At 51.4% G+C, this 19,500-nt stretch carries 17 protein-coding genes and 1 pseudogene; 6 read left to right on the top strand and 12 right to left on the bottom strand.

The genetic code is table 11. The features are described 5' to 3' along the window. Positions 1-699: 699 nt before the first annotated feature. Positions 700-1,737 (bottom strand): nucleotidyl transferase AbiEii/AbiGii toxin family protein, encoded by a 1,038-nt coding sequence (locus ACXX82_RS00895; RefSeq protein WP_458562155.1) that lies wholly within the window; start codon positions 1,735-1,737, stop codon positions 700-702. Continuing rightward, complete coding sequence (gene abiEi, locus ACXX82_RS00890) at positions 1,734-2,291, bottom strand: type IV toxin-antitoxin system AbiEi family antitoxin (RefSeq protein ID WP_458562154.1); 558 nt, start codon at positions 2,289-2,291, stop codon at positions 1,734-1,736. The genes ACXX82_RS00895 and abiEi overlap by 4 nt, the downstream gene beginning before the upstream one ends. 577 nt (positions 2,292-2,868) lie before the next feature. On the opposite strand from abiEi, the gene ACXX82_RS00885 reads away from it, so the two are divergent. Then, on the top strand, positions 2,869-4,215 hold the full coding sequence (locus tag ACXX82_RS00885) for a DUF3422 family protein (RefSeq protein ID WP_458562153.1): 1,347 nt from the start codon (positions 2,869-2,871) through the stop codon (positions 4,213-4,215). 66 nt (positions 4,216-4,281) lie between these two features. On the opposite strand, the gene ACXX82_RS00880 is transcribed toward ACXX82_RS00885, so the two are convergent. Further along, a protein-coding gene (locus tag ACXX82_RS00880; protein ID WP_458562152.1) for an IS5 family transposase occupies positions 4,282-5,044 on the bottom strand; the annotation gives its coding sequence in 2 pieces (ribosomal slippage) (positions 4,282-4,699 and positions 4,698-5,044; 765 coding nt in all). A gap of 336 nt (positions 5,045-5,380) precedes the next feature. On the opposite strand from ACXX82_RS00880, the pseudogene ACXX82_RS00875 reads away from it, so the two are divergent. Further along, positions 5,381-5,713: pseudogene (locus ACXX82_RS00875) on the top strand (transposase); the annotation flags it as partial. A gap of 527 nt (positions 5,714-6,240) precedes the next feature. On the opposite strand, the gene ACXX82_RS00870 reads toward ACXX82_RS00875, so the two are convergent. After that, complete coding sequence (locus tag ACXX82_RS00870; RefSeq protein ID WP_458562151.1) at positions 6,241-6,897, bottom strand: GntR family transcriptional regulator; 657 nt, start codon at positions 6,895-6,897, stop codon at positions 6,241-6,243. Positions 6,898-7,044: 147 nt separating this feature from the next. On the opposite strand from ACXX82_RS00870, the gene ACXX82_RS00865 reads away from it, so the two are divergent. After that, the gene (locus ACXX82_RS00865) at positions 7,045-7,431 is read left to right on the top strand and encodes a VOC family protein (RefSeq protein ID WP_458562150.1); all 387 of its coding nucleotides are present in this window, start codon (positions 7,045-7,047) and stop codon (positions 7,429-7,431) included. 110 nt (positions 7,432-7,541) lie between these two features. Here ACXX82_RS00865 and ACXX82_RS00860 read toward each other — a convergent pair whose 3' ends face one another. The 6 genes from ACXX82_RS00860 to ACXX82_RS00835 all read right to left on the bottom strand — a co-directional run bounded on the left by ACXX82_RS00860 (position 7,542) and on the right by ACXX82_RS00835 (position 13,888). After that, on the bottom strand, positions 7,542-8,798 hold the full coding sequence (locus ACXX82_RS00860; RefSeq protein WP_458562149.1) for a maltoporin: 1,257 nt from the start codon (positions 8,796-8,798) through the stop codon (positions 7,542-7,544). Between the two features lie 67 nt (positions 8,799-8,865). Beyond that, positions 8,866-9,627: an HpcH/HpaI aldolase family protein gene (locus ACXX82_RS00855; RefSeq protein ID WP_458562148.1), complete on the bottom strand. Its 762-nt coding sequence runs from the start codon at positions 9,625-9,627 to the stop codon at positions 8,866-8,868. A gap of 83 nt (positions 9,628-9,710) precedes the next feature. Next, positions 9,711-10,883: a Gfo/Idh/MocA family protein gene (locus ACXX82_RS00850; protein WP_458562147.1), complete on the bottom strand. Its 1,173-nt coding sequence runs from the start codon at positions 10,881-10,883 to the stop codon at positions 9,711-9,713. Between the two features lie 31 nt (positions 10,884-10,914). Further along, positions 10,915-11,943 carry an ABC transporter permease gene (locus ACXX82_RS00845; protein ID WP_458562146.1) on the bottom strand — a complete coding sequence of 343 codons (1,029 nt, stop codon included), beginning with the start codon at positions 11,941-11,943 and terminating at the stop codon, positions 10,915-10,917. A gap of 7 nt (positions 11,944-11,950) precedes the next feature. Beyond that, positions 11,951-12,727: an ATP-binding cassette domain-containing protein gene (locus ACXX82_RS00840; RefSeq protein WP_458562145.1), complete on the bottom strand. Its 777-nt coding sequence runs from the start codon at positions 12,725-12,727 to the stop codon at positions 11,951-11,953. A 135-nt stretch (positions 12,728-12,862) separates the two neighbouring features. Beyond that, a complete protein-coding gene (locus tag ACXX82_RS00835) occupies positions 12,863-13,888 on the bottom strand; it encodes a sugar ABC transporter substrate-binding protein (RefSeq protein ID WP_458562144.1) in 1,026 nt (341 codons plus the stop codon). Positions 13,889-14,078: 190 nt separating this feature from the next. Here ACXX82_RS00835 and ACXX82_RS00830 point away from each other — a divergent pair, with 190 nt between their 5' ends. The 3 genes from ACXX82_RS00830 to otnK all read left to right on the top strand — a co-directional run bounded on the left by ACXX82_RS00830 (position 14,079) and on the right by otnK (position 17,682). After that, a complete protein-coding gene (locus tag ACXX82_RS00830) occupies positions 14,079-15,197 on the top strand; it encodes a Gfo/Idh/MocA family protein (protein ID WP_458562143.1) in 1,119 nt (372 codons plus the stop codon). Between the two features lies 1 nt (position 15,198). Beyond that, positions 15,199-16,188 carry a Gfo/Idh/MocA family protein gene (locus ACXX82_RS00825; RefSeq protein ID WP_458562142.1) on the top strand — a complete coding sequence of 330 codons (990 nt, stop codon included), beginning with the start codon at positions 15,199-15,201 and terminating at the stop codon, positions 16,186-16,188. A gap of 195 nt (positions 16,189-16,383) precedes the next feature. After that, positions 16,384-17,682 carry a 3-oxo-tetronate kinase gene (gene otnK, locus ACXX82_RS00820; RefSeq protein WP_458562141.1) on the top strand — a complete coding sequence of 433 codons (1,299 nt, stop codon included), beginning with the start codon at positions 16,384-16,386 and terminating at the stop codon, positions 17,680-17,682. 74 nt (positions 17,683-17,756) lie between these two features. Here the strand turns inward: otnK and ACXX82_RS00815 are convergent, their stop codons facing one another. Together ACXX82_RS00815 and ACXX82_RS00810 are read right to left on the bottom strand one after the other, a co-directional pair. Next, entirely contained in the window at positions 17,757-18,326 is a 570-nt protein-coding gene (locus ACXX82_RS00815; RefSeq protein ID WP_458562140.1) for a recombinase family protein, read from the bottom strand. A gap of 15 nt (positions 18,327-18,341) precedes the next feature. After that, entirely contained in the window at positions 18,342-19,397 is a 1,056-nt protein-coding gene (locus ACXX82_RS00810) for a PDDEXK nuclease domain-containing protein (protein ID WP_458562160.1), read from the bottom strand. Between the last annotated feature and the right edge of the window lie 103 nt (positions 19,398-19,500).

The raw sequence follows: 19,500 nt of genomic DNA, 5'->3' as shown, positions 1-19,500 counted from the left end.
GCTCACGATTCAATACGTCACGCGATGCTGAAATATTTTATATTATGGGTAAAAAGCGTCCGATACCTCGGTGCCGATCGGCGACGATACCTTGGTTAGTACGTTGACGCCTCTGGTGGAATTAGCAAAGTAAGTACGAGAAGCTGAATTTGAACAAGTTCTGTTGCTGTTACAAGAATGCTTTATTAACGAACCAAAAGTTGCGTGAAGAAATTAATTCCCCCCCCAAAAAACAATGCAAATTTAATAATTAATGTGTAGGCAAATTTACCTGCCTGGCTTTCTTGCAACTGCGTGTAGATGAATTTGCCTGACAAGTTCGCCAAATCTATGAATTTAAAGAACAAATGAGGAAAATTTTTCAACTTGTACGCGTGTAGACAAATTTACCATGACGTTGTCGTGAAATTTGCCGCGGTCTACGTGAGGGGAGCCCCGCTGATACAATACCATCCGGATTCGATAAACTTTCATAATTTCATAATTTCAATGTTGCAACATTGCCAGTTTATGCTGCCAGAAATACCAGTTTATGGGTACCGCTACACTGCACTCGTCTAAGCCGGACGAGGTCGGAAATGGGGCATGAGCGAAAACGCAAGAAAGAATCGCCTTACCATGAGTTCGCTTCAGCGAGCGCATGGCAACCCGTCGCTCGCGCCCAGCCACTCGATTAAACGCTGGCCCAAGGACGTGGCCTCAACGATCCTGCCCGGCATCTAGCTTGCGCTTGGCCTTTTGAGTTGTCGCCTTGATGGGGGCTTGGGGATCGGCAACCGGCGCAGTGGCCTGCGACGCAGCCATGACGGGCATCGCATCCAGGGCGGTCTGCATCTGGCTGAACAGGCCGCCCACCGACGACGCCAGGTAGTCGTCGTAGCCGGGCGCGCCGAGTGTTTTGGCGATCGTCGAGGAATCGACGAAGCGCGTCATCTGAGCCTTGAATTCAGGGCTTTTGACGATCTGAGGGATTTGCTTGATAGCGGACGCCAACAGCCCCGGGTAATCCACCACGCCGTAATCCTTGATCTTGGCGACGACGAGTTCTGGGACCAACTGGGCGCCGCGCGTCGCTATCCAGGCGAGGTCCCAGATGTCGCGGTGGCGGATCTTGGCCGAGTCGGGACCCACTGGCTCGCCCTTGTTGTCTAAGAGCGATGTCGGGAACGCCAGGATCTTGTCCGCCATGATCTCGTCGAGCGACTCGGCGTTGACCATCACCATGGGCATGCCGCCCAAGACGTCGTAATTGGCTTTTAGCGGGACTAGCTCGCGGGTGTGGGCTGGGATGTTGGCGATCTCCAGCTTGATTTTCTGCCTTGGCATCGCGGGATTCTCCGGCGAGGTCTCGATCGAAATCCACCACTTGTCGACCCTGACATTCTGGATGCCGGCCTCGCCCACCTTCGCCGGCTTGTTGTTGACCAAGACTTTCAGGCCGAAGCGCTTCCCGATGCGCTTCTCGACGCAATCCTTGATTTTCTGCATGCTCTCGGCGGAAAAGTTTACGCCGCCCGCGAAGTCGAGATCCTCGCTGAACCGATCCGATCCGCGGCAGAGGCGTAGCGAGGTGCCGCCTTGAAACACCAGGTCTTTGAGGAGGCCTTCCGCGTCGAGAGCTTGGAATATCTCGTAATGCAGCAACTCCTTCTCCACCACGGGCCGCATCGCCGACAGGCCAGGGTTGGCCATGGCAAGGTCGACCAGCTCGCTGAAATCCTTCATGTCCTCGCTCATGCGTCTTCTCCTTGTGATTCGTCTCCAAGTTCTCGTCGATCAATCATGTTGACATTGCGTCCGACGCGCAAGAGGTCCTTGATGGCCGCCTGCTTGGTGGCGATCCGGAGAGGCCGGCCCTTGGCAAGCATCGTGCGCTTGACGATCTCCGCGACGCCCCGCTTGGTGTGCGTGAATTCGATCGTGCCGAAGGGGGTTTTGACCACACCGCTTTTCCCCGTCGTCATCACGTTCATGCGATTGATGGGAATCTGAGAGATCGCCCCATACTCGGACAGGATCGATTCCAAGCTAACGTAGGATAGGCATCCTGGACGCAGCGCCTTGGCGATCTCTTCGGCGACCCAGCGATTTTTGCTGGTTGCGGACGGGTTTAGGTACAGCCCCTTGGCCACCCGTTGCAACAGGCCGTCGGCGACCATGCGCTGCAGTGACTTCTCCATGGCTTTCTCGCCCTCTTCGGGGAAGAGCTTCTCGATGTCGCGTCGGGCCATGACATGCACGCCTCGGCGGTCAAGCTCTGAAAGCTTCCGGATCAATTCGATTTTCTTCATCAAGTAATCTCCAACCCGATTTTCAAGTAGGGAACGGGTAGACTTATTGTAGACGCGGGCAAAAGCAAAGTCAACATCAAGTATTCGATTACCCTATATATTAGTAGGAAAAGAGAGCACTTAATGGGTGTGGCAACAATTTTTGCAACCTGATCACAGTGCAAACGATCTTCATTGAGTGCAGTTAAAACCGGAGGCAACCGACCAGGTAGAGTTAGCGACATATGTGCTTCCTCACGATCGATTAAAGCGGTTGTCATGGGATGATTATTGAGGCGCGAATTGACGACGGCGTTGGCCTGGTTGCCTCCGGTTTTAACTGCACTCATTGACTGCGTACCAGCGGAAAATGGGAGTAAAAACGATTGTTGTATCCGAAATTTGTTGACCACTGCAGCTCTTGCTGATACTTTCCAGCGGCTCCTGCAAACTCTACACTTGATCGATGCCGTTAACATTGCGCAATCATGTCCGCAGGGGAAATCGCCTTTCCGGACGGTGCCCTATGCTTGTCATATCGGACGATGTTTATAGGGTAATCGTACTTTTTGATACAGATTGATACGGTTAATTTTTAATGTCTATTACTTACTCTAGTCTGAATCATCCTTTGCGTATCCACTTGGCGGCTGAAGTGCATTCGCGCCCATTCTTGCGCCTTGATGCCCCTGAAAGGCTGACGCATCTGGCTATTTATTCGCATCAGGGCAGCGACGTTAGCGAAGGCAGTGCAAGCACTCATTATGAGATGTTGTCTGCGCTCTGCGTACATTTTGGCGTGGCCCGTCCCAGTGCGGAAACAAAATATTTTTTCTATGACTTCGGCCGATTTCGCCTGAAATGGGAATGTCATACAGAATTTTCCACCTATACGTTTGCCGAAAAACACGAAACCACGTTATTGCTAACGGATGCATTTTCCCGAGTCCCCTTATCCCATCTTCCACATGAATGGCTGCTTGGCCTGCGCGGAAAAATCATCGTGGCCGCACATGTTGTGCTGGATCGAAGCGATGTCGCTACAGACGTGGCTGCTCAAGACTTGCGGCAACTGTTTGAAGGCAACATGCTGGTAGTGGGCAGCCAGGTATTGCAAGGAGGGGAAATATGGACGGATTTCCAGATTCAGTCAGACGGTTTCAGTCGCTTTGTCGTGCGCGACGTGGGTCTGCGTGAGCAGCAGGCCGGACATTTGATCCAGCGCGTGTTGGAAATCGAAACCTACCGCATGATGGCATTGCTCGGTTTGCCACATGCGCAGAAATCGGCACCCATCTTGAATGTCATCGAAGCGGAGTTGGCCATGCTGACTGCAACCATGGTGGATACTGATGCATTATCTAGTTCATCCCTTATGGAAGTGGACGATGAACAGGCATTGTTACGCCAAATCACAGGCTTGGCCGCCCGTATTGAAAAACTTTCACTGGAGAACAGTTATCGCTTCTCTGCGTCGCAAGCATACTTCCGTATAGTGCAGTCACGCATTGAAGAACTACGCGAAATCCGAATCGAAGGCGTACCTACGGTGGGTGAATTCATGGATCGCCGCTTGGCACCCGCCATGAATACCTGTACCTCCACTGCCCGCAGACAAGAAGCATTGGCTGAACGCATTGCACATACCAATGACTTATTGCGTACACGGGTCGGCATTGTTCAGGAACAGCAAAACCGAAAAATTCTGCAATCCATGAATAAACGGGCTGCCCAGCAATTGCGCCTCCAGCAGGCAGTCGAAGGCTTATCTGTGGTGGCCATCTCGTACTACTTAGCTGGCTTATTCAATTATGCGGGGAAAGCAGCGAAAGGCGCAGGCTGGCCAATCAATCCAGATATCATGACAGGTATTCTGGTTCCGATAATCGCAATCGGCGTGTGGTTGGGCTTACGAAGTCTTCATAAAAATATTCACACATTGTGATTATTACTAGGGCGTGTCCCCAATTAGCGTTATTGTAAAAAAGTTAAACTATATAAGTGTCGCTATTTACGCCAGCCAAATGACCGATGCAGCGAGGTGAATAGCGGCAAGGAGATTTCGTGCTGACTTGTCATATCTGGTTGCAATGGCTCTGAATTGCTTAAGTTTGCAAAAGAATGTTTCCACCAAATGCCGTTCTTTGTAGAGATACTTGTCATAGTCACGCGGTTGTTTCCGATTCTTCTTCGAGGGTATTACCGCGGTTCTTCCGACCGCTTTCAACGGCGTGATCATGCGGGCATCGGCATCGTAAGCTTTGTCGGCCAGCACCATTGGCGCTGTTAACTCTGAGATCAACACTTCAGCTCCCTCAAGATCGGAACATTGACCTTGTGTCAGATAAAAATTCACCGGATTGCCCAACGCATCAACGGTGGCATGAATTTTGGTGCTCAAGCCACCACTGGAGCGGCCTATCGCTTCACGGGTCTTTTTTTTGAACACCCACCATGCCAGCGCTATGCTGATGGGCGCGCACGATCGTACTGTCTATCATCGCGTACTCGTTATCTGCCGCTTGCGCTAAGTAATCAAACACCTTCTCCCACACACCGTTCACCGCCCAACGAATAAAGCGCGTATGGACTGTTTTCCACAATCCAAATCGTTCCGGCAAATCGCGCCACGGTATTCCCGCACGATAGCGGTACAGCACCGCTTCAACAAATAAACGATTGTCTTTACCGGTCGCCCCAACATCGCCTGCTTTGCCCGGCAATAGCCATTTTATTTGCTCCCATTGCTCATCGCTCAGACTGTAACGTCTCACTGTCATTTCCAGTAACCTCTTATCCAATACTGCTTAATAGCAGCTTCAGCGAGAGTTTACAAGACCGTTAATTGGGGACAGGCCCTAATGTGAGACAGTGTCCTAACCTAATAAATATAGACAGCGACTTTAATATTGTCTTTTTTATCTGTTGAAACGGACCTGTCCGGTGTCTTTCAAGAAATTTTTTGCCTGAGAGTAAGTAGTCGGTGCTGAATAAATCCAAGGCGCGGCCTCTGGCATAGGTTTTCTGCGTAAAAGTTGTTGCCGAATTTGCAGGAATAGGGAATATGGAATATTTCCATTCACTTCCTTGCAAATTTTGTCGAGGTATTTATGGGTCCGAAACCTGAGGCTGTAGCTTCCGGGCAACTTCGTGGGTTCCCGCTGCTGAACCATTTGAATCCGCGCCATCCTCTGATCGAGTTGGCCGAACTAATTGATTTGGACGCCATTGATCGCGTTGCTTCCGAGCCATTTCAATCCAGGCGCGGTCGTCCGGCTCTGCGTCTACGACTAATCGCTGGTTTGCTGTATTTACAGCATGTCTATGATTTGTCGGATGAAGAAGTGGTCTGGAGCTGGGTCGAGAATTCCTACTGGCAGGTGTTTACGGGCGAGGCGTATTTGCAGATCGAGCCGCCCATTGATCCCTTCAGTCTGGGGAGAATAGGGGAAACGGAAAAAATAGTACGTTAAGTGTGACGTCACTGTTGACGCCGACGCTAAATTAACCAGTGCGCCGGAAATTATTGACCCATCAGCAATTTCGGCTAACGTAGGCCCAGCGCGGGAGATGGTCAGCCGTGCATGGGTCAGTCAAAATCGGCAACCTAGGTCAAAAACGCATCGGCATCACCATATGGGGCTTAAAAAGTGCTGTAACTCGTTATTTTGAAAAGAAGTTTAAATTTTCTGAGCTTTGGGCGTAGCTCCCTCATATTGGAGCAACTGGCCGCTTTAGGGTGCTAGGCCCGTCATTTATGGAAACTAACTACTCATCGGTTAATCAGTCTGCCAATAGTTCTCGACCGAGACTGTGTAAAAACGCATGCAGTTAACAAACGGCGAGAGACCATTTACAATAAATCCATTTGACCTGCGAGCGTTCTCGCTACAGTTTTTAAAAACGTTCACGAAGAGCTTTCAGCAAGGTAACCCGCGTAATTGGCTGCAGCTATCATTCGCTGCTGATGTTAAGTACCAGATCGGGTACGTCCGGCATAACGTATTTCGTAAGCGCGAATATAAGCGTTAGGTGAATCCGGCAAATGTGCTTTAACTACAGCAACCAATATCTCCCTGTCCGTCCCGCTCATCGCCGCTATGATCGCCAGATGATCCTTCTCAACTTTTTTCAAATGTCCGGGTTCTGCGTATTTAACGGCACGAATCAGATGCGCCTGTTTTGCGCATTCGATGATACTTTCGACTAACTTGGTGTTGTTACATGCAGAATACTGCGCTTGATGGAATTCAATATTCAGATAGAAAACTGAACGCAGATCTCCTGCTGCAATAGCAGCCGAATGACGCGCCTGAATTTCTTCCATATTGGTCAGTATCGCTTGCGGCGCTGGTAGCGGCGTTCGCATTGCGGCGGCGACTTCCAGTATCTCGCGCACCTCATAGATTTCAATGACCTCGGTAGGAGTTAATTCCCGCACAAATGCGCCGCGATTCGGGATGCGCGTAATTAATCCTGCCGACTCCAGGTCATCTAGCACATCGCGGATCACATGACGTTTGGCGTTGAAGCGCTCGGCAAGCTCCTCTTCGACTAGCTTCTCTTTTGAGTGGAGCACGCCAAACACAATTTCCTCCTCCAACTGCTGAACCAAATTTGCACGCATGACAGACCTTATGATTTCTAGCTATTAATTAACAATATTATTTTATAGATAATACCAAAAATCGTTGAATATTATGTCATTATTATTGTTGACAATATAGTCGACAAATTATACAGTAAGAACCCTATCATATCAAGGCGGCGTATCATGAGACTTAGCAAACTCGAGCACTACAATATAGAGACCGTAAAACCGGAGCAAACAGTCAAGTTTTACACAGAGGTATTAGGACTGGAAAACGCCCCGCATAAGCGACCGGATGTCGGTCGGCCCGGAACCTGGATTTATGTAGGGGACGTGGCTGCCATTCACATCAATTTTATCGAAATCGATCAGTCTGGCAAGACTGGCGCCATCGATCATATCGCTTTTGAAGGCCATGATTATCACGATTTCTGTCGCCATATCGGCAGCCTCGGAGTCCCATTTGAAACCGTCGAGTCGCCAGCACTAAAGTTGGCACAAATCTATGTCATGGATCCAAATGGTATTCGCATCGAAATCAATATTCGAGGCGAGGAAATCAGCGGCTAAAATATCTCACCGCCTTCTGCAGGAGACATAGACTATCTCCGCAGAATGCATGTTTTACGCGAAGAGGCGCAAGACCGTCTGATGGGGTCCGGCCTCTCACCATAAAAACCCTACCACCAGGTTTCCAATTGAATGCCTACACTGGAGCCATGCAATGCATTCCCGAACTCCCCGTTTCTTGCAAGAGTGGTGCTGCTGATTGCAGCATCTTGCGCTGCTTTATTCCATTTTGCATAAGTATAAAATACGCGCAGTTCCGGGCGACTAAAAAATGATTTGCCCATCGCCAGCGTTGGTGCAATCGTGAACTTGGTCAGAGTACGGGTTGGCCCGTTGCTAGGACTGACGACGTCGTGACCGAGATCAAATTGCATCTTGAAGTGTTCAGTGATCGCATAGACCGGACGCACGCCGAGCGAGAACCAGTTCTGGTTATAGGTAGGACTGGTCCGGCGTTCGTAGATAGTGTCGAACATGCCACTAAATTGTGGAGTAATTTGCCACAGTAAACTTTCACTAAACCGCCAACGCTTTGAATTACTATCCGGGAAAATCTGATCAACAAAATTGATAGTGTCGCCGGCACCTTGCCCATACTGAATGGCAGCCTTGTTATACCCACCGAACAGTTGGTCCTGTTTATGCAGCACGGTCACCGAAAAACCGTTGTGGCCATTAGGGACGCCATCGGGCTTTTGCATCAGCGACAAACCTACTGTTAAATTACCATTTGTATTAGTCTTAAACCCATCGACCTGAAAGTCGTGACGATTCGTCAGGTTGGGCTGAAATTGATTGTCTTGGCGAAAAAACGCATAACTATACTTTAAGCCATTGATGTCGACATTGTCGATACCGGTACCCAGGCCACTTGGATTCCAATAGAAATAATCGATGGTGTGGATATCATGGCGATGGTAATAAATCCGGCCGGCCCATATGCGCGCATCTTGGTTCAATCCGGGAATATTGGTTGCCTCCAGATAAGCTTGCGGTAGCCGCACCGCCCCATTAGTACTGACGTTAAAATGCGGAAGCACATTGTTTGGATTATATAAGCTCACCATGGCATCAGCACTGACCCTCAAACCATTGGTAAAGGTGAACAGTTTCTGTTTTACTTCCAGCTCGCTATAGTCTTCACACTCATTACCAAGTCGATATTTACTGCTCGCCCCGGCCAGCTGAAAACACGGTTGCGCACCGCTACCATTTCCCCCTATCGACGCACCCGTGCCTGCCCGCACATAACCATGAAATTCAAAACCATCCACCCCGGCAAAGCCGCTGCTGCTCACACCGTCGTCGGCATAAGCAACACTCAACACGGTCGTCGAAATGACGGCACAAATTATTTCTTTACGCACTTGTGTCTCCTGATTTAGTTATTTTTGCGCTGTACCGCGCTTTTTATGACTGACTATTTTTTGATTTTTACGCGCTGATTCGCATCTCCTCTATGAGTGCTCCGGTGGCCTTACGCAATAAACCGGCATCGTTCATGACGGTGACCAGGTCACAACCATGCGCTACCATCTCTCGTGCAAAAGTAGTATCGGGACAAAAGATTCCGACCCGCAAATTGTTCGTCCGGGCTACGCTGATAATTCGCGCAATTTCTCCAGATACACGCGGGGAAAGCGGATTGGTAATGCCCCCTTCAAGCGTCATCGACAGATCGCTTGGTCCTATATACAGACCATCCAAACCTGGCACGCTGGCAATCTGCTCCAGGTTAGTCAGGGCCAGCTCAGTTTCTATCATCGCCCACGACAATACAGCGTCGTCGGCACCATCGGCATAATCAGCTCCGCCGTACAGCAGGCCGCGCGCCGGACCAAAACTTCGCTCACCCATAGGCGGGTAGCGCATCGACCGCACAAATGCTTCGCACTGCTCGCGCGTGTCGATCATCGGGCAGATAACGCCGTAGGCGCCCATATCGAGCACTTTCTGTATCAGCCATGCAGTGTTACCCGGCACACGCACCATCGGTACCGCTGCGGTGGTTGAAATCGCCTGTAACATGGTCAACGCAGTTTCGACATCAAACATTCCATGCTGCAAATCAACTGTCACCGCGTCGTAAGGCAGATGCGCAACCACCTCTGCGCTGTAACTGGAACCTATTGATAGCCATGCATTTAACGCACATCGTCCTTGCAGCCAGACGTCCTGCAATCCATTTGCTCGCATACTGTTCTCCTGATCGAAATGTTCTACATTGAGGCGCGGCTCACCTTGTCGGTGAAGCGCGCTTCACAGTTGTCCTTGCACGGTTATTCCAATGATTGCCAGTGGCCATCCTTCTGATTAGATGCGGTAGCGGCCGCTATCATGCGCATGCCGGCAAGTCCATCGGCGACGGTGGGCAAATTCGCCATGATGTCTGCGGTGTCGCCACCGGTGCGAGCGGCCACCAGCGCCAGTGCCATTTCCGCATAGATGTTGGCAAACGCCAATGGATAACCTTCCGGATGGCCAGGGCGGAAACGCGATGAACGTGCCACGAAATCGGAAGTGCCGTCTTGACCGGACCGCAGTATCATTTCCGGCGTATTTAACGGTCTGAAATGCAGGTATTCGGCATTTTCTTCGCGCCATTCCAGCGCTGCCTGATCGCCATAAATCCGAAACGACAAGCCATGCTGGGTGCCTGTTGCGACATAGCTGGCCCACAAGCGGCCGACAGCTCCTTCCTTGTAATCAAAATCAAGATAGGCGTTGTCATATACTTCACGCCGCGGTGCCAGTGTCTGCATACGCGCAGACAGGCGCTGAGGCAACATGCCAGTGATATAGCTCATTAAATGATAGCCGTGCGAGCCGACCTCGCCAAGCAGCGCTTCCTTGCCCATCGATGCGGCACGAAAGCGCCAGTGTCGTTGTGCAGGGTCCTCAGGTTCAACTGAGACACCCGGGGCACCTCCGGCAAATTCCATTTCTATCATGCGTATCCTTCCCAGCGCGCCAGATCTGACCAGATCACGGGCATGGCGCACCATCGGAAAACCGGAATAACAATGTGTGAGGACAAATAAACGCCCCGACGAAGCCACGCGTGCGGCTAGTTCTTCGGCTTCCGCGACTGTCCTGGTTAACGGTTTTTCGCAGATGACATCGATACCCGCTTCAAGAAACGCCAGCGCAACGTCCTTGTGTATTTGCGGAGGCGTGGCGATCACCACTACGTCAATCCCATCTGCGCGCGCAGCTTCGCGTTTTGCCATCTCCCTATAATCGGCATAAATACGATCGGCAGATACCAGCAACGCCGCACCTGTGGCACGGGATACTTCCTGGTCAATCGAAAAAGCGCCAGCCACCAGTTCATAGTAACCGTCGGTCTGATAAGCAATCCTGTGGGTCTCGCCAATAACAGAGTCAAAGCCGCCGCCGACCATGCCCAGCCGCAAACGACGGCCAAGTTTCGATAAAATAGTTGAGTTCATTTCGTGATTTCCAATGGTGAGAAAAAGATGATTAATGTTGCCGGGCACGCACTTTGGTGCGGCTTTCTTCGTGAGCAACGCGGATCGTGTCGAGATAAACCGCGCCGATTAGCACTACACCCACTACGATTTGTTGCAAGAATGGCTCCATACCGAAAACGTTCAGCGCAAAGCGAATGGTCGCCATGACTAATGCGCCGGTAATCGCACCGGTAACGCTGCCACGCCCACCCATCAGACTTGCCCCACCTATGACGGCAGCAGCGATAGCATCGAGCTCGTAACCGAGTCCGATACCGGGATGGGCTGAATTGATGCGGGACGAAAGTACCAGCGCGGCACAGCCGACAGCGAGTCCGGCAAACATATATATTTTTATTTTCAGCCGCTTGACGTCAACTCCGGCACGTCTGACGCTTTCTTCACTTGCGCCCATGGCAAATGCATAGCGGCCCATAGGTCGTTGGGTGAATACATAGTGAGCGAGGATTGCAAAGACGGCGACGATCCAGATAGGGAATGGAATACCTAACAAGTCGCCGTTGCCAATGTAGCCAAACCAGTTAGGAAAGCCATACATCGAATAGCCGCCGGAAAATTTTAATGCTGTTCCCTGCGCGATCCCCATCATGCCTAGCGTCACAATAAATGCGGGAAGCCGACCGTATGCAATCAGGAAGCCGTTGATCGCGCCACCCAGCACACCAAGGCCAAGGGCAACTAACAGTCCGGCTCCCATAGGTACCCCGAACATCGTGGTTGAAATCGCCATGACGACCATGGAAAGCGACATCATCGTGCCAACTGAAAGATCGATTCCGCCGGAAATGATGACTAACGTCATACCGATGGCAAGCAGTGCGCTGATTGACGCCTGCAAACCGATGGTCATCAGGTTGGCGCTAGTAAAAAAAGCTGGATGAATGATCGTGACAACCAGCAAGATGACGATTAGCAGCAGCAGCGGGCCGATCTTGTCGAACAGTCTCCATAAAGAACTGGCGAACACACCTGCATCAGAGCTCTGCGAGAGACTTTTAGTAAGAATATTTTTAGACATATTGCACCTAGACAGGAAGGGGTGATGGGGCAGCAATCGGGGGCTTCATATCACCCGTAATAATCATGTTTGCCAATTCATCTTTGCTGACCGCAGAGGTGGCAATCTCTCCAATCTTGCGGCCGTTCTTCATGATCACGCAACGATCACTAACCTCCATAACATCGTGCATGTTATGGGTGACATAAATCACCGCCATACCACGTGCGCGCAACTCTCGCACCAGCGCTAGCACCTTGCGGGTCTGGGCCACGCCTAATGCAGCCGTCGGTTCATCCATGATGATGATGCGGCAATCGGCGTTTACCGCTTTGGCAATAGCCACTGATTGCCGTTGACCGCCTGACAGATCTTTGATCTTGACGTCCACGCTGGGTAGATCGACGGCCAGCTCCTTGAGCAACTCCGTCGCCCGGTTTCGCATGCGCGCCGTATCGAAAAATGATAGGCCGGGAAAAATCGACTTGCGCAGCTCGTGTCCTAAAAAAAGGTTGGCAACGACATCTAGATTGTCGCAAAGTGCCAGATCCTGAAATACGGTCTGAATCCCCGCTTCGAGCGCCGCTTTTGGTGTTGGAAAGACGACTTTTTCGCCGCCCACAAAGAGTTCGCCCTCTTCGGGTACATAAGTACCGGAAATAACTTTGATCAGCGTTGATTTTCCAGCGCCGTTATCGCCGAGCAAGGCCACAACTTCACCTGCATTGAAATCGACTGAGACATCGTCGAGCGCAAACAGCGCGCCGAATTGCTTCCGCACATGGCGGACGGAAAGAAGTGCCATAGACCCTCCAAAATGTAGTGGTGAATAATGTGTTGATTCGATAGCAATGAAGCGACGATTCCTAGCGAATGTCGCTTTTTTACGGATGTGTTTATATAGCTGCACCCGACTTAATGTGGTTTGCTAAAAACAAGCTCATCCCTTTTGGATGCCATTCGCTTTCGCGAAAGCATCGACGTTGAGCGGTGTCACCACAATCAATCCGGCATCAATATGTTTAGAAAAATCGGATGGCTGTTTTTCACCCTTCATCAGTTGTCCCAATATCTCAACCGCTTTACCGCCCATGACATCGGGATACACCGAAATTGTGGCTGACATCTTTCCAGCCCAGATTTGCCGGACCGCTTCGGCGACACCATCGAAGCCGACAATTTTGACATCAGAAAATTTCTTGGCTTGCACCGCGTTACCGCTGGCTTCTGCCTTCTTCGCTGCACGATCAAGCACCTGACGGGCACCGATTCCCATCATGTCTGAGGCAGCGAAGATGAGGTCAAGATCAGGGTGAGCGGCAATGATTCCTTCAGTGGCTTGCACGCCACCCGGCAAGGTCCAATGCCCGGTAATGGAACTTACTAGTTGGATACCTGGGTATTTTTTGAGCGACTCATGGAAACCTTGCGTGCGCTGGGCAGCGGTTGAGCCGCCGGGTTCACCTTCCAGCATTGCCGCTTTGCCTTTTCCTGCGATCAGCTTAGCGCCGTAATCTGCCGCAGCGCCTGATGCTCTAAGATTATCGCCATCAATCAATGTGACGTACGCGTCGCCATCTGTCTTGCTGTCGACCAACACTACAAAAATGCCAGCCTGCTTCGCCTTGCGGAGTACATTGCCCAAACCACGCTCGACGACCGGCGCAAGGACAATGCCCCCAAATTCGCCGCGAGCGATAAGAGCTTCGATAGTGTTAATTTGATCCAGAATAGCGACGTCGTTACGCGATCCGAAGCGCTCGGTCGGTATACCTAATTTGGCTGCAGCACGTTCTGCCGCCTCGACAATCTTGATCTGGAAGACATCATTGATGAGCGTCTTAGGCATGATGGCAATTTTTTTACCTGAACTGGCCACGGCACCAAATACGCCGCTGCAGGTTAATACGGCGGTGGCACCTAGTAAGACCTGTCCAAAACGTCGTCGTGAAAACTCTGTACTCATGCCCGTCTCCTTTTATGAATGCGCCCTTCAAATGAGGTGCGTTATGCTTAGTATAGAACTCCCAACAACTTTGTCAACAATTTGTTTGACATTTAAACCGAAGCTCATCATGATAGAACTTGATACAAGAGGTGCAACAGACCGAGCGACTCGGACACTGCGCCATATTCAACCCTGAGGAGAAAATATAATGATTAAAATTGGCTTGATTGGCGCGGGCTTCATCGGACAAATGCATGCGCTGGCATTTCGCAATGCATCTATGGCCAGCTGGTCACCCAAGATTGATATCAGTCTGGTGGCGATAGCCGACCAAAATTTGGAACTCGCCGCGGAGGCGCAGAAACGTTATGGTTTTGAGCGCATCACTGGTGACTGGCGTGAAGTGGCGAATGCCACGGATATCGACCTGCTCATCAACTGCGGACCGAATCATCTTCATGCGGAACCAACGATTGCAGCTGCGAAAGCGGGTAAAGCAGTATTTTGTGAAAAACCCCTGGCAGGCTCCGCGGACGAGGCCTACCAGCTATGGAAAAACGTCGAGGCGACACGTGCCACCGCGATGTGCGCCTTCATGCACAGATCGATTCCGGCACTCAATCTGGCACGCGAAATGATTAAATCGGGCGAACTCGGAGAAATTCGCCATTACCGTTCGCGCTTCCTGCTCAATATGGTGACGGGCGACCCTTTATCCTGGCGTTTCAGCCGATCACAGGCTGGCCTTGGTGCGCTCGGGGACTTAGGATCACACCATGTCGATCAGGCGCGTTTCCTGGTTGGCGAAGTAACCTCTGTAGCGGCCATGACCAATACCTGGACCAAAGATCCTGCCGGCAAAATCACCGACGTCAACGACGATTCTTTTATTTGCGCCGCTCAGCTCGACAATGGCGCCAGCGCTTCTTTTGAAGCTTCACGCGTGGCCAGTGCCCATAATCTGGGAGGGTTCATTGAGGTTGATGGCACCAAACGTTCTATCGCTTTCCATATGGAGCGGCTCAACGAACTCGTTATCTATGAACCAAAACGCGGCCCGCGTACCCAGATGGTGACTCAGGCAGAGCATCCCTATAGTGATTTCTGGTTGCCAATTGGTATCCAGGGTCAGCACCCCCTCGGCTGGAACGAATGCTTTGCCCATCAGGCGCGACACATGCTGGAAGCCATCGCCGCAGGTAAGCCGGTTGCTCCTCGGGCGACTTTCGAGGACGGCTACCGGGTCGCCGAAATTGTGGAGACTATCGCCCGTTCAGCGCAGTCACGCACATTCGAAACCGTGAAATTTCGCTCGCAAGGAGTTTAAAGTGATTAACTTTGCCATTATTGGAACCGGATGGATAGGCGGCATTCACGCCCAGCGCTTGCAGCAATGCGCGGGGGCGACGCTTGCTTGCGTGTTCGACGTTAATCCTGAAGCAAGCCGGGTCTTCGCCGAACGGCACGGCTGCCAGAGTGCAGCATCTCTGGAAGAAGCTTGTGAGAGAGCGGACGCCGTCATCATCGCTTCCTCAACGACTTCCCATAAAGAAGTCGCGTTGGTATGTATCGCCGCAGGCAAGCCGTTCCTGATGGAGAAGCCGGTAGCGCATGATCTGGATTCGGCGATTATTGTCAGAGATGCGGCACATCGCGCGGGTGTTGTCGCCAGCGTCGGCTTCAATCGACGCTTTGATGCGCGATATACACGCATTCGCGAAGCGGTAGCGACGGGACAGCTGGGACGTCTTGAAAGCTTGCGCTTTACCGTTAAAACGGCAACCCCGCCGTCGCCTGAATTTCTGAAGAGCTCTGGTGGACTGTTCGGAGAGTTCGGCATTCATTTTTTCGATCTGGCACGCTGGATTTCAGGCGAGGAACCAGTGGAAGTGTTTGCCACCGGCTCCACACTGATCGATCAGGCTTATGCCGATATCGGTCAAATCGACACCGGTGCCGTAATCGTGCGCATGCAAAGCGGCGCGTTGTTCCAGCTCGATATCGGCTGGCGCGCGACGTACGGGCATGATGAGCGCCTCGACGTATTCGGTTCCAAGGGCGTATTGACTTCCGGTGACCCTGCGATCAACTTGGTTTTGGCCGATGATGCGATCTCACAAAGTAACAGTCGCACGCATTTACCAGATTGGTTTGAACGATTTGACGCGACCTATCTTACTGAGCTTTCAGCATTTGTATATGCACTCAACCATGGCATCCTGCCGTCTCCTTCGCTGCATGACGGAGTGGTTGCCCAAACGCTGGTGGAGGCAGCCTATAAATCGATCGCGATAAACGCACCAATCCGATTGGCGTGAACGTCTTCTTTGCGTTGTTTTTCTGATATTTAATTGCGGTGCAGGCGTAGATTTGGTTTCGTTAGCGAAGATGCAGTAGAACTCTGCTGATATCTATTCATGGTTCCCAAACAGCATTAAAACGTCTAGCCCGTGAGATTGCGTATTGCTGAAAGTTAACCAGACTTACTCATTGTAAAATTTCCATATAACGACATGACAAATTCCATCCTGCTCGGCTGCATCGCCGATGATTTTACCGGCGGTACCGATCTAGCTAATATGCTGGTACGCGAAGGTATGCGCACAGTGCAAACCATCGGTGTGCCTGATCTGGCACCGACAAATGTCGACGCCATTGTGATTGCACTGAAATCACGTACGATGCCAGCGCATCAGGCTGTCGCGGAATCGTTAATCGCACTGGCGTGGTTGCGAAAACAGGGATGTCGTCAAATTTTCTTTAAATACTGCTCCACTTTTGATTCGACTGCCCAGGGTAACATCGGGCAAGTCACAGATGCCCTACTCGATGCATTAGGTACGGATTTCACGATTGCTTGCCCGGCATTTCCAGAAACTGGTCGTACCTTGTATCGCGGCCGTCTGTTTATTCACGACCAGCTACTCAACGAAGCGGGGATGCAAAACCATCCCCTGACGCCGATGACTGACGCTAATCTGGTACGTGTATTACAACAACAAACCACTGCTAAAGTAGGTCTGGTTGGCTATCCGGTAGTGGCGCAAGGTAGTCCTGCAATTGGTGCTGAAATGACCTCTCTACGCAAACAGGGTGTGCGCATGGCGATCGTTGATGCACTGGAAAATTCGGATTTATATGCCATAGGCGCTGCCTGCGTAGATTTAGCTTTAGTTACTGGTGGTTCCGGCATCGCTTTAGGTCTGCCTGCTAACTTTGTCCGAGCCGGCCTGTTAAGCCCACAGCAAAGTGCTCAGGCCAGCGAATTACCTGCGATTAATGGGTGGTCCGCAGTGCTGGCTGGCAGCGCTTCAATAGCGACTAATGCGCAAGTCTCTTCATGGAAGGAAAAACATCCATCCTTTCACATTGATGCGTTAGCCGTGGCCCGGGGCGAACCGGTGGTGGCAAACGCACTGGCGTTTGCACACCAGTATCTGGCAATACAAGCACCGCTGATTTACGCCACCACTACCCCAGTTCAAGTCAAACAGGTACAGTCTGAACTCGGCGCAGAAAGGGCGGGTGCGTTAATTGAAAATACCTTAGCTGAAATTGCCATCGGTTTGCTTCATCTAGGTGTGCGGCGCTTCGTAGTGGCGGGGGGAGAAACCTCCGGCGCGGTGGTGAAGGCGCTCAATATCACGACATTGCGAATAGGCAAGCAAATTGAGCCAGGTGTACCAGCGACCGTGTCAACGGGCGGTGTACCGTTAGCACTGGCACTTAAATCGGGCAATTTTGGTTCTATAGATTTTTTTGAAAAAGCACTGCATCAACTTGGAGATACGAGAATCAAGGATCTCGCTTAAGCGCCTATAAAATTCGACTTCATTTAATGTAATTGGGTAGAACAGATGAAGCGGAAAAATAGTACGTTAAGCTTCTATGACTGCTTTTCTAGCCTATTTCGGGCCAATAGCCGAGCAATGGTGGACGGATGCACATTGAAAAGTCGAGCAGCATCAGCAGCCGTTTTTTGACTGGAGCCGACCAAGTGAAGAATTTCTTTTTGTTGTCTTGGCGTGAGCTTGGGTCTGCGACCACCGATGCGACCTTCCTCACGGGCGGCCAACAAGCCGCTACGCGTGCGCTCGCGTAGCATGGCACGCTCGAACTCAGCGAACGAACCAACGATTTGCATCATCATTCGTCCTGCCGGTGAAGTCGTGTCGATGGCTTCGGTCATGCTGAGGAAACCAGCCCCCGCCAGCTCGATTTTCTCCATCAGTGCCAGCACGTCCTTGAGCGAGCGCGACAGACGATCGAGCTTCCAGACCACCAGCACGTCATCTTTGCGCAACTGATCGAGTAGGCGGCTCAATTCGGGGCGGGCCCAGCGGCCCGCAGATGCTTTTTCTTCAAATATCCTTCCGCATCCGGCTGCATGCAACGCGGTAATCTGTGCCGCGTTGTCTTGGTCCTGGGTGGAGACTCGGGCATAACCTATTCGCATGATCTGGTCTTTTCCTTACTCATCTTCAGTCTCCGTCGGGCCGAGTCGATTCTCCAGCCGCGCCTTCGATAGCGTCACCGCTTCATGGAGCTTTTGTTCCAGCAATTGCCGAGACGGCAAGCCGGTCAGGTATTCGGCGACATGGATGCCGCTTTGGCCAAGTTCCAGCAATTCTATCTGTTCACGGTTCTTCCCCGTGCACAATATGATCCCCAGCGGCGGTGCTTCGTCGGGTTCTTGTTCATATTTGGCAAGCCAACGCAGGTAAAGCTCCATCTGGCCTTTATCAGCAGCCTTGAATTCGCCCAGTTTCAGCTCGATCGCAACCAGACGTTTCAAACGGCGGTTGTAGAACAGCAAGTCGATGTAAAAATCATTATTATCAATTTGCAGCCGTTTTTGGCGAGCGACAAAGCTGAAGCCTGCGCCCAACTCCAGCAGGAAATTTTCCAACTCACGCAGAATGGCGTCTTCGAGGTCTCTTTCAAGGTAGCGATCCTGCAACCCAAGAAAGTCCAAGACATAGGGATCTTTTAGCACAAGATTAGGGCCCAGAATTCCTTGATTTCGCAGCGTCGCCAGTTCGGTTGTCAGCAATTCGTCGGGCTTGCGCGAGAGCGCGGTGCGCTCGAACAGCATGGAATCGAGCCGGCCCTGCAAGGTGCGGGTACTCCAGCCTTCGCTGCGACACATTTCCAGATAGAACTCGCGTTTAAGGGGATCGTCAATGTAGATCAGGCTGCGAAAATGGGTCCAACTCAATTGTCTACTCAGTGCGTAGACAATTTCCTCCGCCTCGAATATTTCGGCAAAGCGCAACATGTGACGTAGATTTTTGGTGCTAAGTCCACGACCATGATCGACCTCCAACTGTCGCGCCAGCATAGCGACGATCTGCTCTCCATAGCCAGCTCGTTCACCTTGGAGTATCTCAGTGTGTATGCGTCGACCGATGCGCCAGTAGAGCATCGTTAAAGCCGAGTTAACCGTCGCCGCCAGCCCAGCCTGCGCTTCGTTGATCAGTATGCGAATGTCGGTGACCAGTCCAGTGGCCGTTTCTTTCACTTGCATGCCTTGAGAATTCACAGGGTTACTCCTCGATACGGTATGTGTCACAAACCTGTTGCCAATCGAAGCCATTATGCAATACATTTATGCACCATGCAACCGCTAC

This window comes from Glaciimonas sp. GNP009 (assembly GCF_054343755.1).
This window is presented reverse-complemented; position numbering and strand designations above follow the sequence as displayed.

Excerpts from the sequence above, each read along its gene's own strand:
- ACXX82_RS00895 (WP_458562155.1), bottom strand. The coding sequence starts at position 1,737 with ATGAGCGAGGACATGAAGGATTTCAGCGAGCTGGTCGACCTTGCCATG.
- abiEi (WP_458562154.1), bottom strand. The coding sequence starts at position 2,291 with ATGAAGAAAATCGAATTGATCCGGAAGCTTTCAGAGCTTGACCGCCGA.
- ACXX82_RS00885 (WP_458562153.1), top strand. The coding sequence starts at position 2,869 with ATGTCTATTACTTACTCTAGTCTGAATCATCCTTTGCGTATCCACTTG.
- ACXX82_RS00870 (WP_458562151.1), bottom strand. The coding sequence starts at position 6,897 with ATGCGTGCAAATTTGGTTCAGCAGTTGGAGGAGGAAATTGTGTTTGGC.
- ACXX82_RS00865 (WP_458562150.1), top strand. The coding sequence starts at position 7,045 with ATGAGACTTAGCAAACTCGAGCACTACAATATAGAGACCGTAAAACCG.
- ACXX82_RS00855 (WP_458562148.1), bottom strand. The coding sequence starts at position 9,627 with ATGCGAGCAAATGGATTGCAGGACGTCTGGCTGCAAGGACGATGTGCG.
- ACXX82_RS00850 (WP_458562147.1), bottom strand. The coding sequence starts at position 10,883 with ATGAACTCAACTATTTTATCGAAACTTGGCCGTCGTTTGCGGCTGGGC.
- ACXX82_RS00845 (WP_458562146.1), bottom strand. The coding sequence starts at position 11,943 with ATGTCTAAAAATATTCTTACTAAAAGTCTCTCGCAGAGCTCTGATGCA.
- ACXX82_RS00840 (WP_458562145.1), bottom strand. The coding sequence starts at position 12,727 with ATGGCACTTCTTTCCGTCCGCCATGTGCGGAAGCAATTCGGCGCGCTG.
- ACXX82_RS00835 (WP_458562144.1), bottom strand. The coding sequence starts at position 13,888 with ATGAGTACAGAGTTTTCACGACGACGTTTTGGACAGGTCTTACTAGGT.
- ACXX82_RS00830 (WP_458562143.1), top strand. The coding sequence starts at position 14,079 with ATGATTAAAATTGGCTTGATTGGCGCGGGCTTCATCGGACAAATGCAT.
- otnK (WP_458562141.1), top strand. The coding sequence starts at position 16,384 with ATGACAAATTCCATCCTGCTCGGCTGCATCGCCGATGATTTTACCGGC.
- ACXX82_RS00815 (WP_458562140.1), bottom strand. The coding sequence starts at position 18,326 with ATGCGAATAGGTTATGCCCGAGTCTCCACCCAGGACCAAGACAACGCG.
- ACXX82_RS00810 (WP_458562160.1), bottom strand. The coding sequence starts at position 19,397 with ATGCAAGTGAAAGAAACGGCCACTGGACTGGTCACCGACATTCGCATA.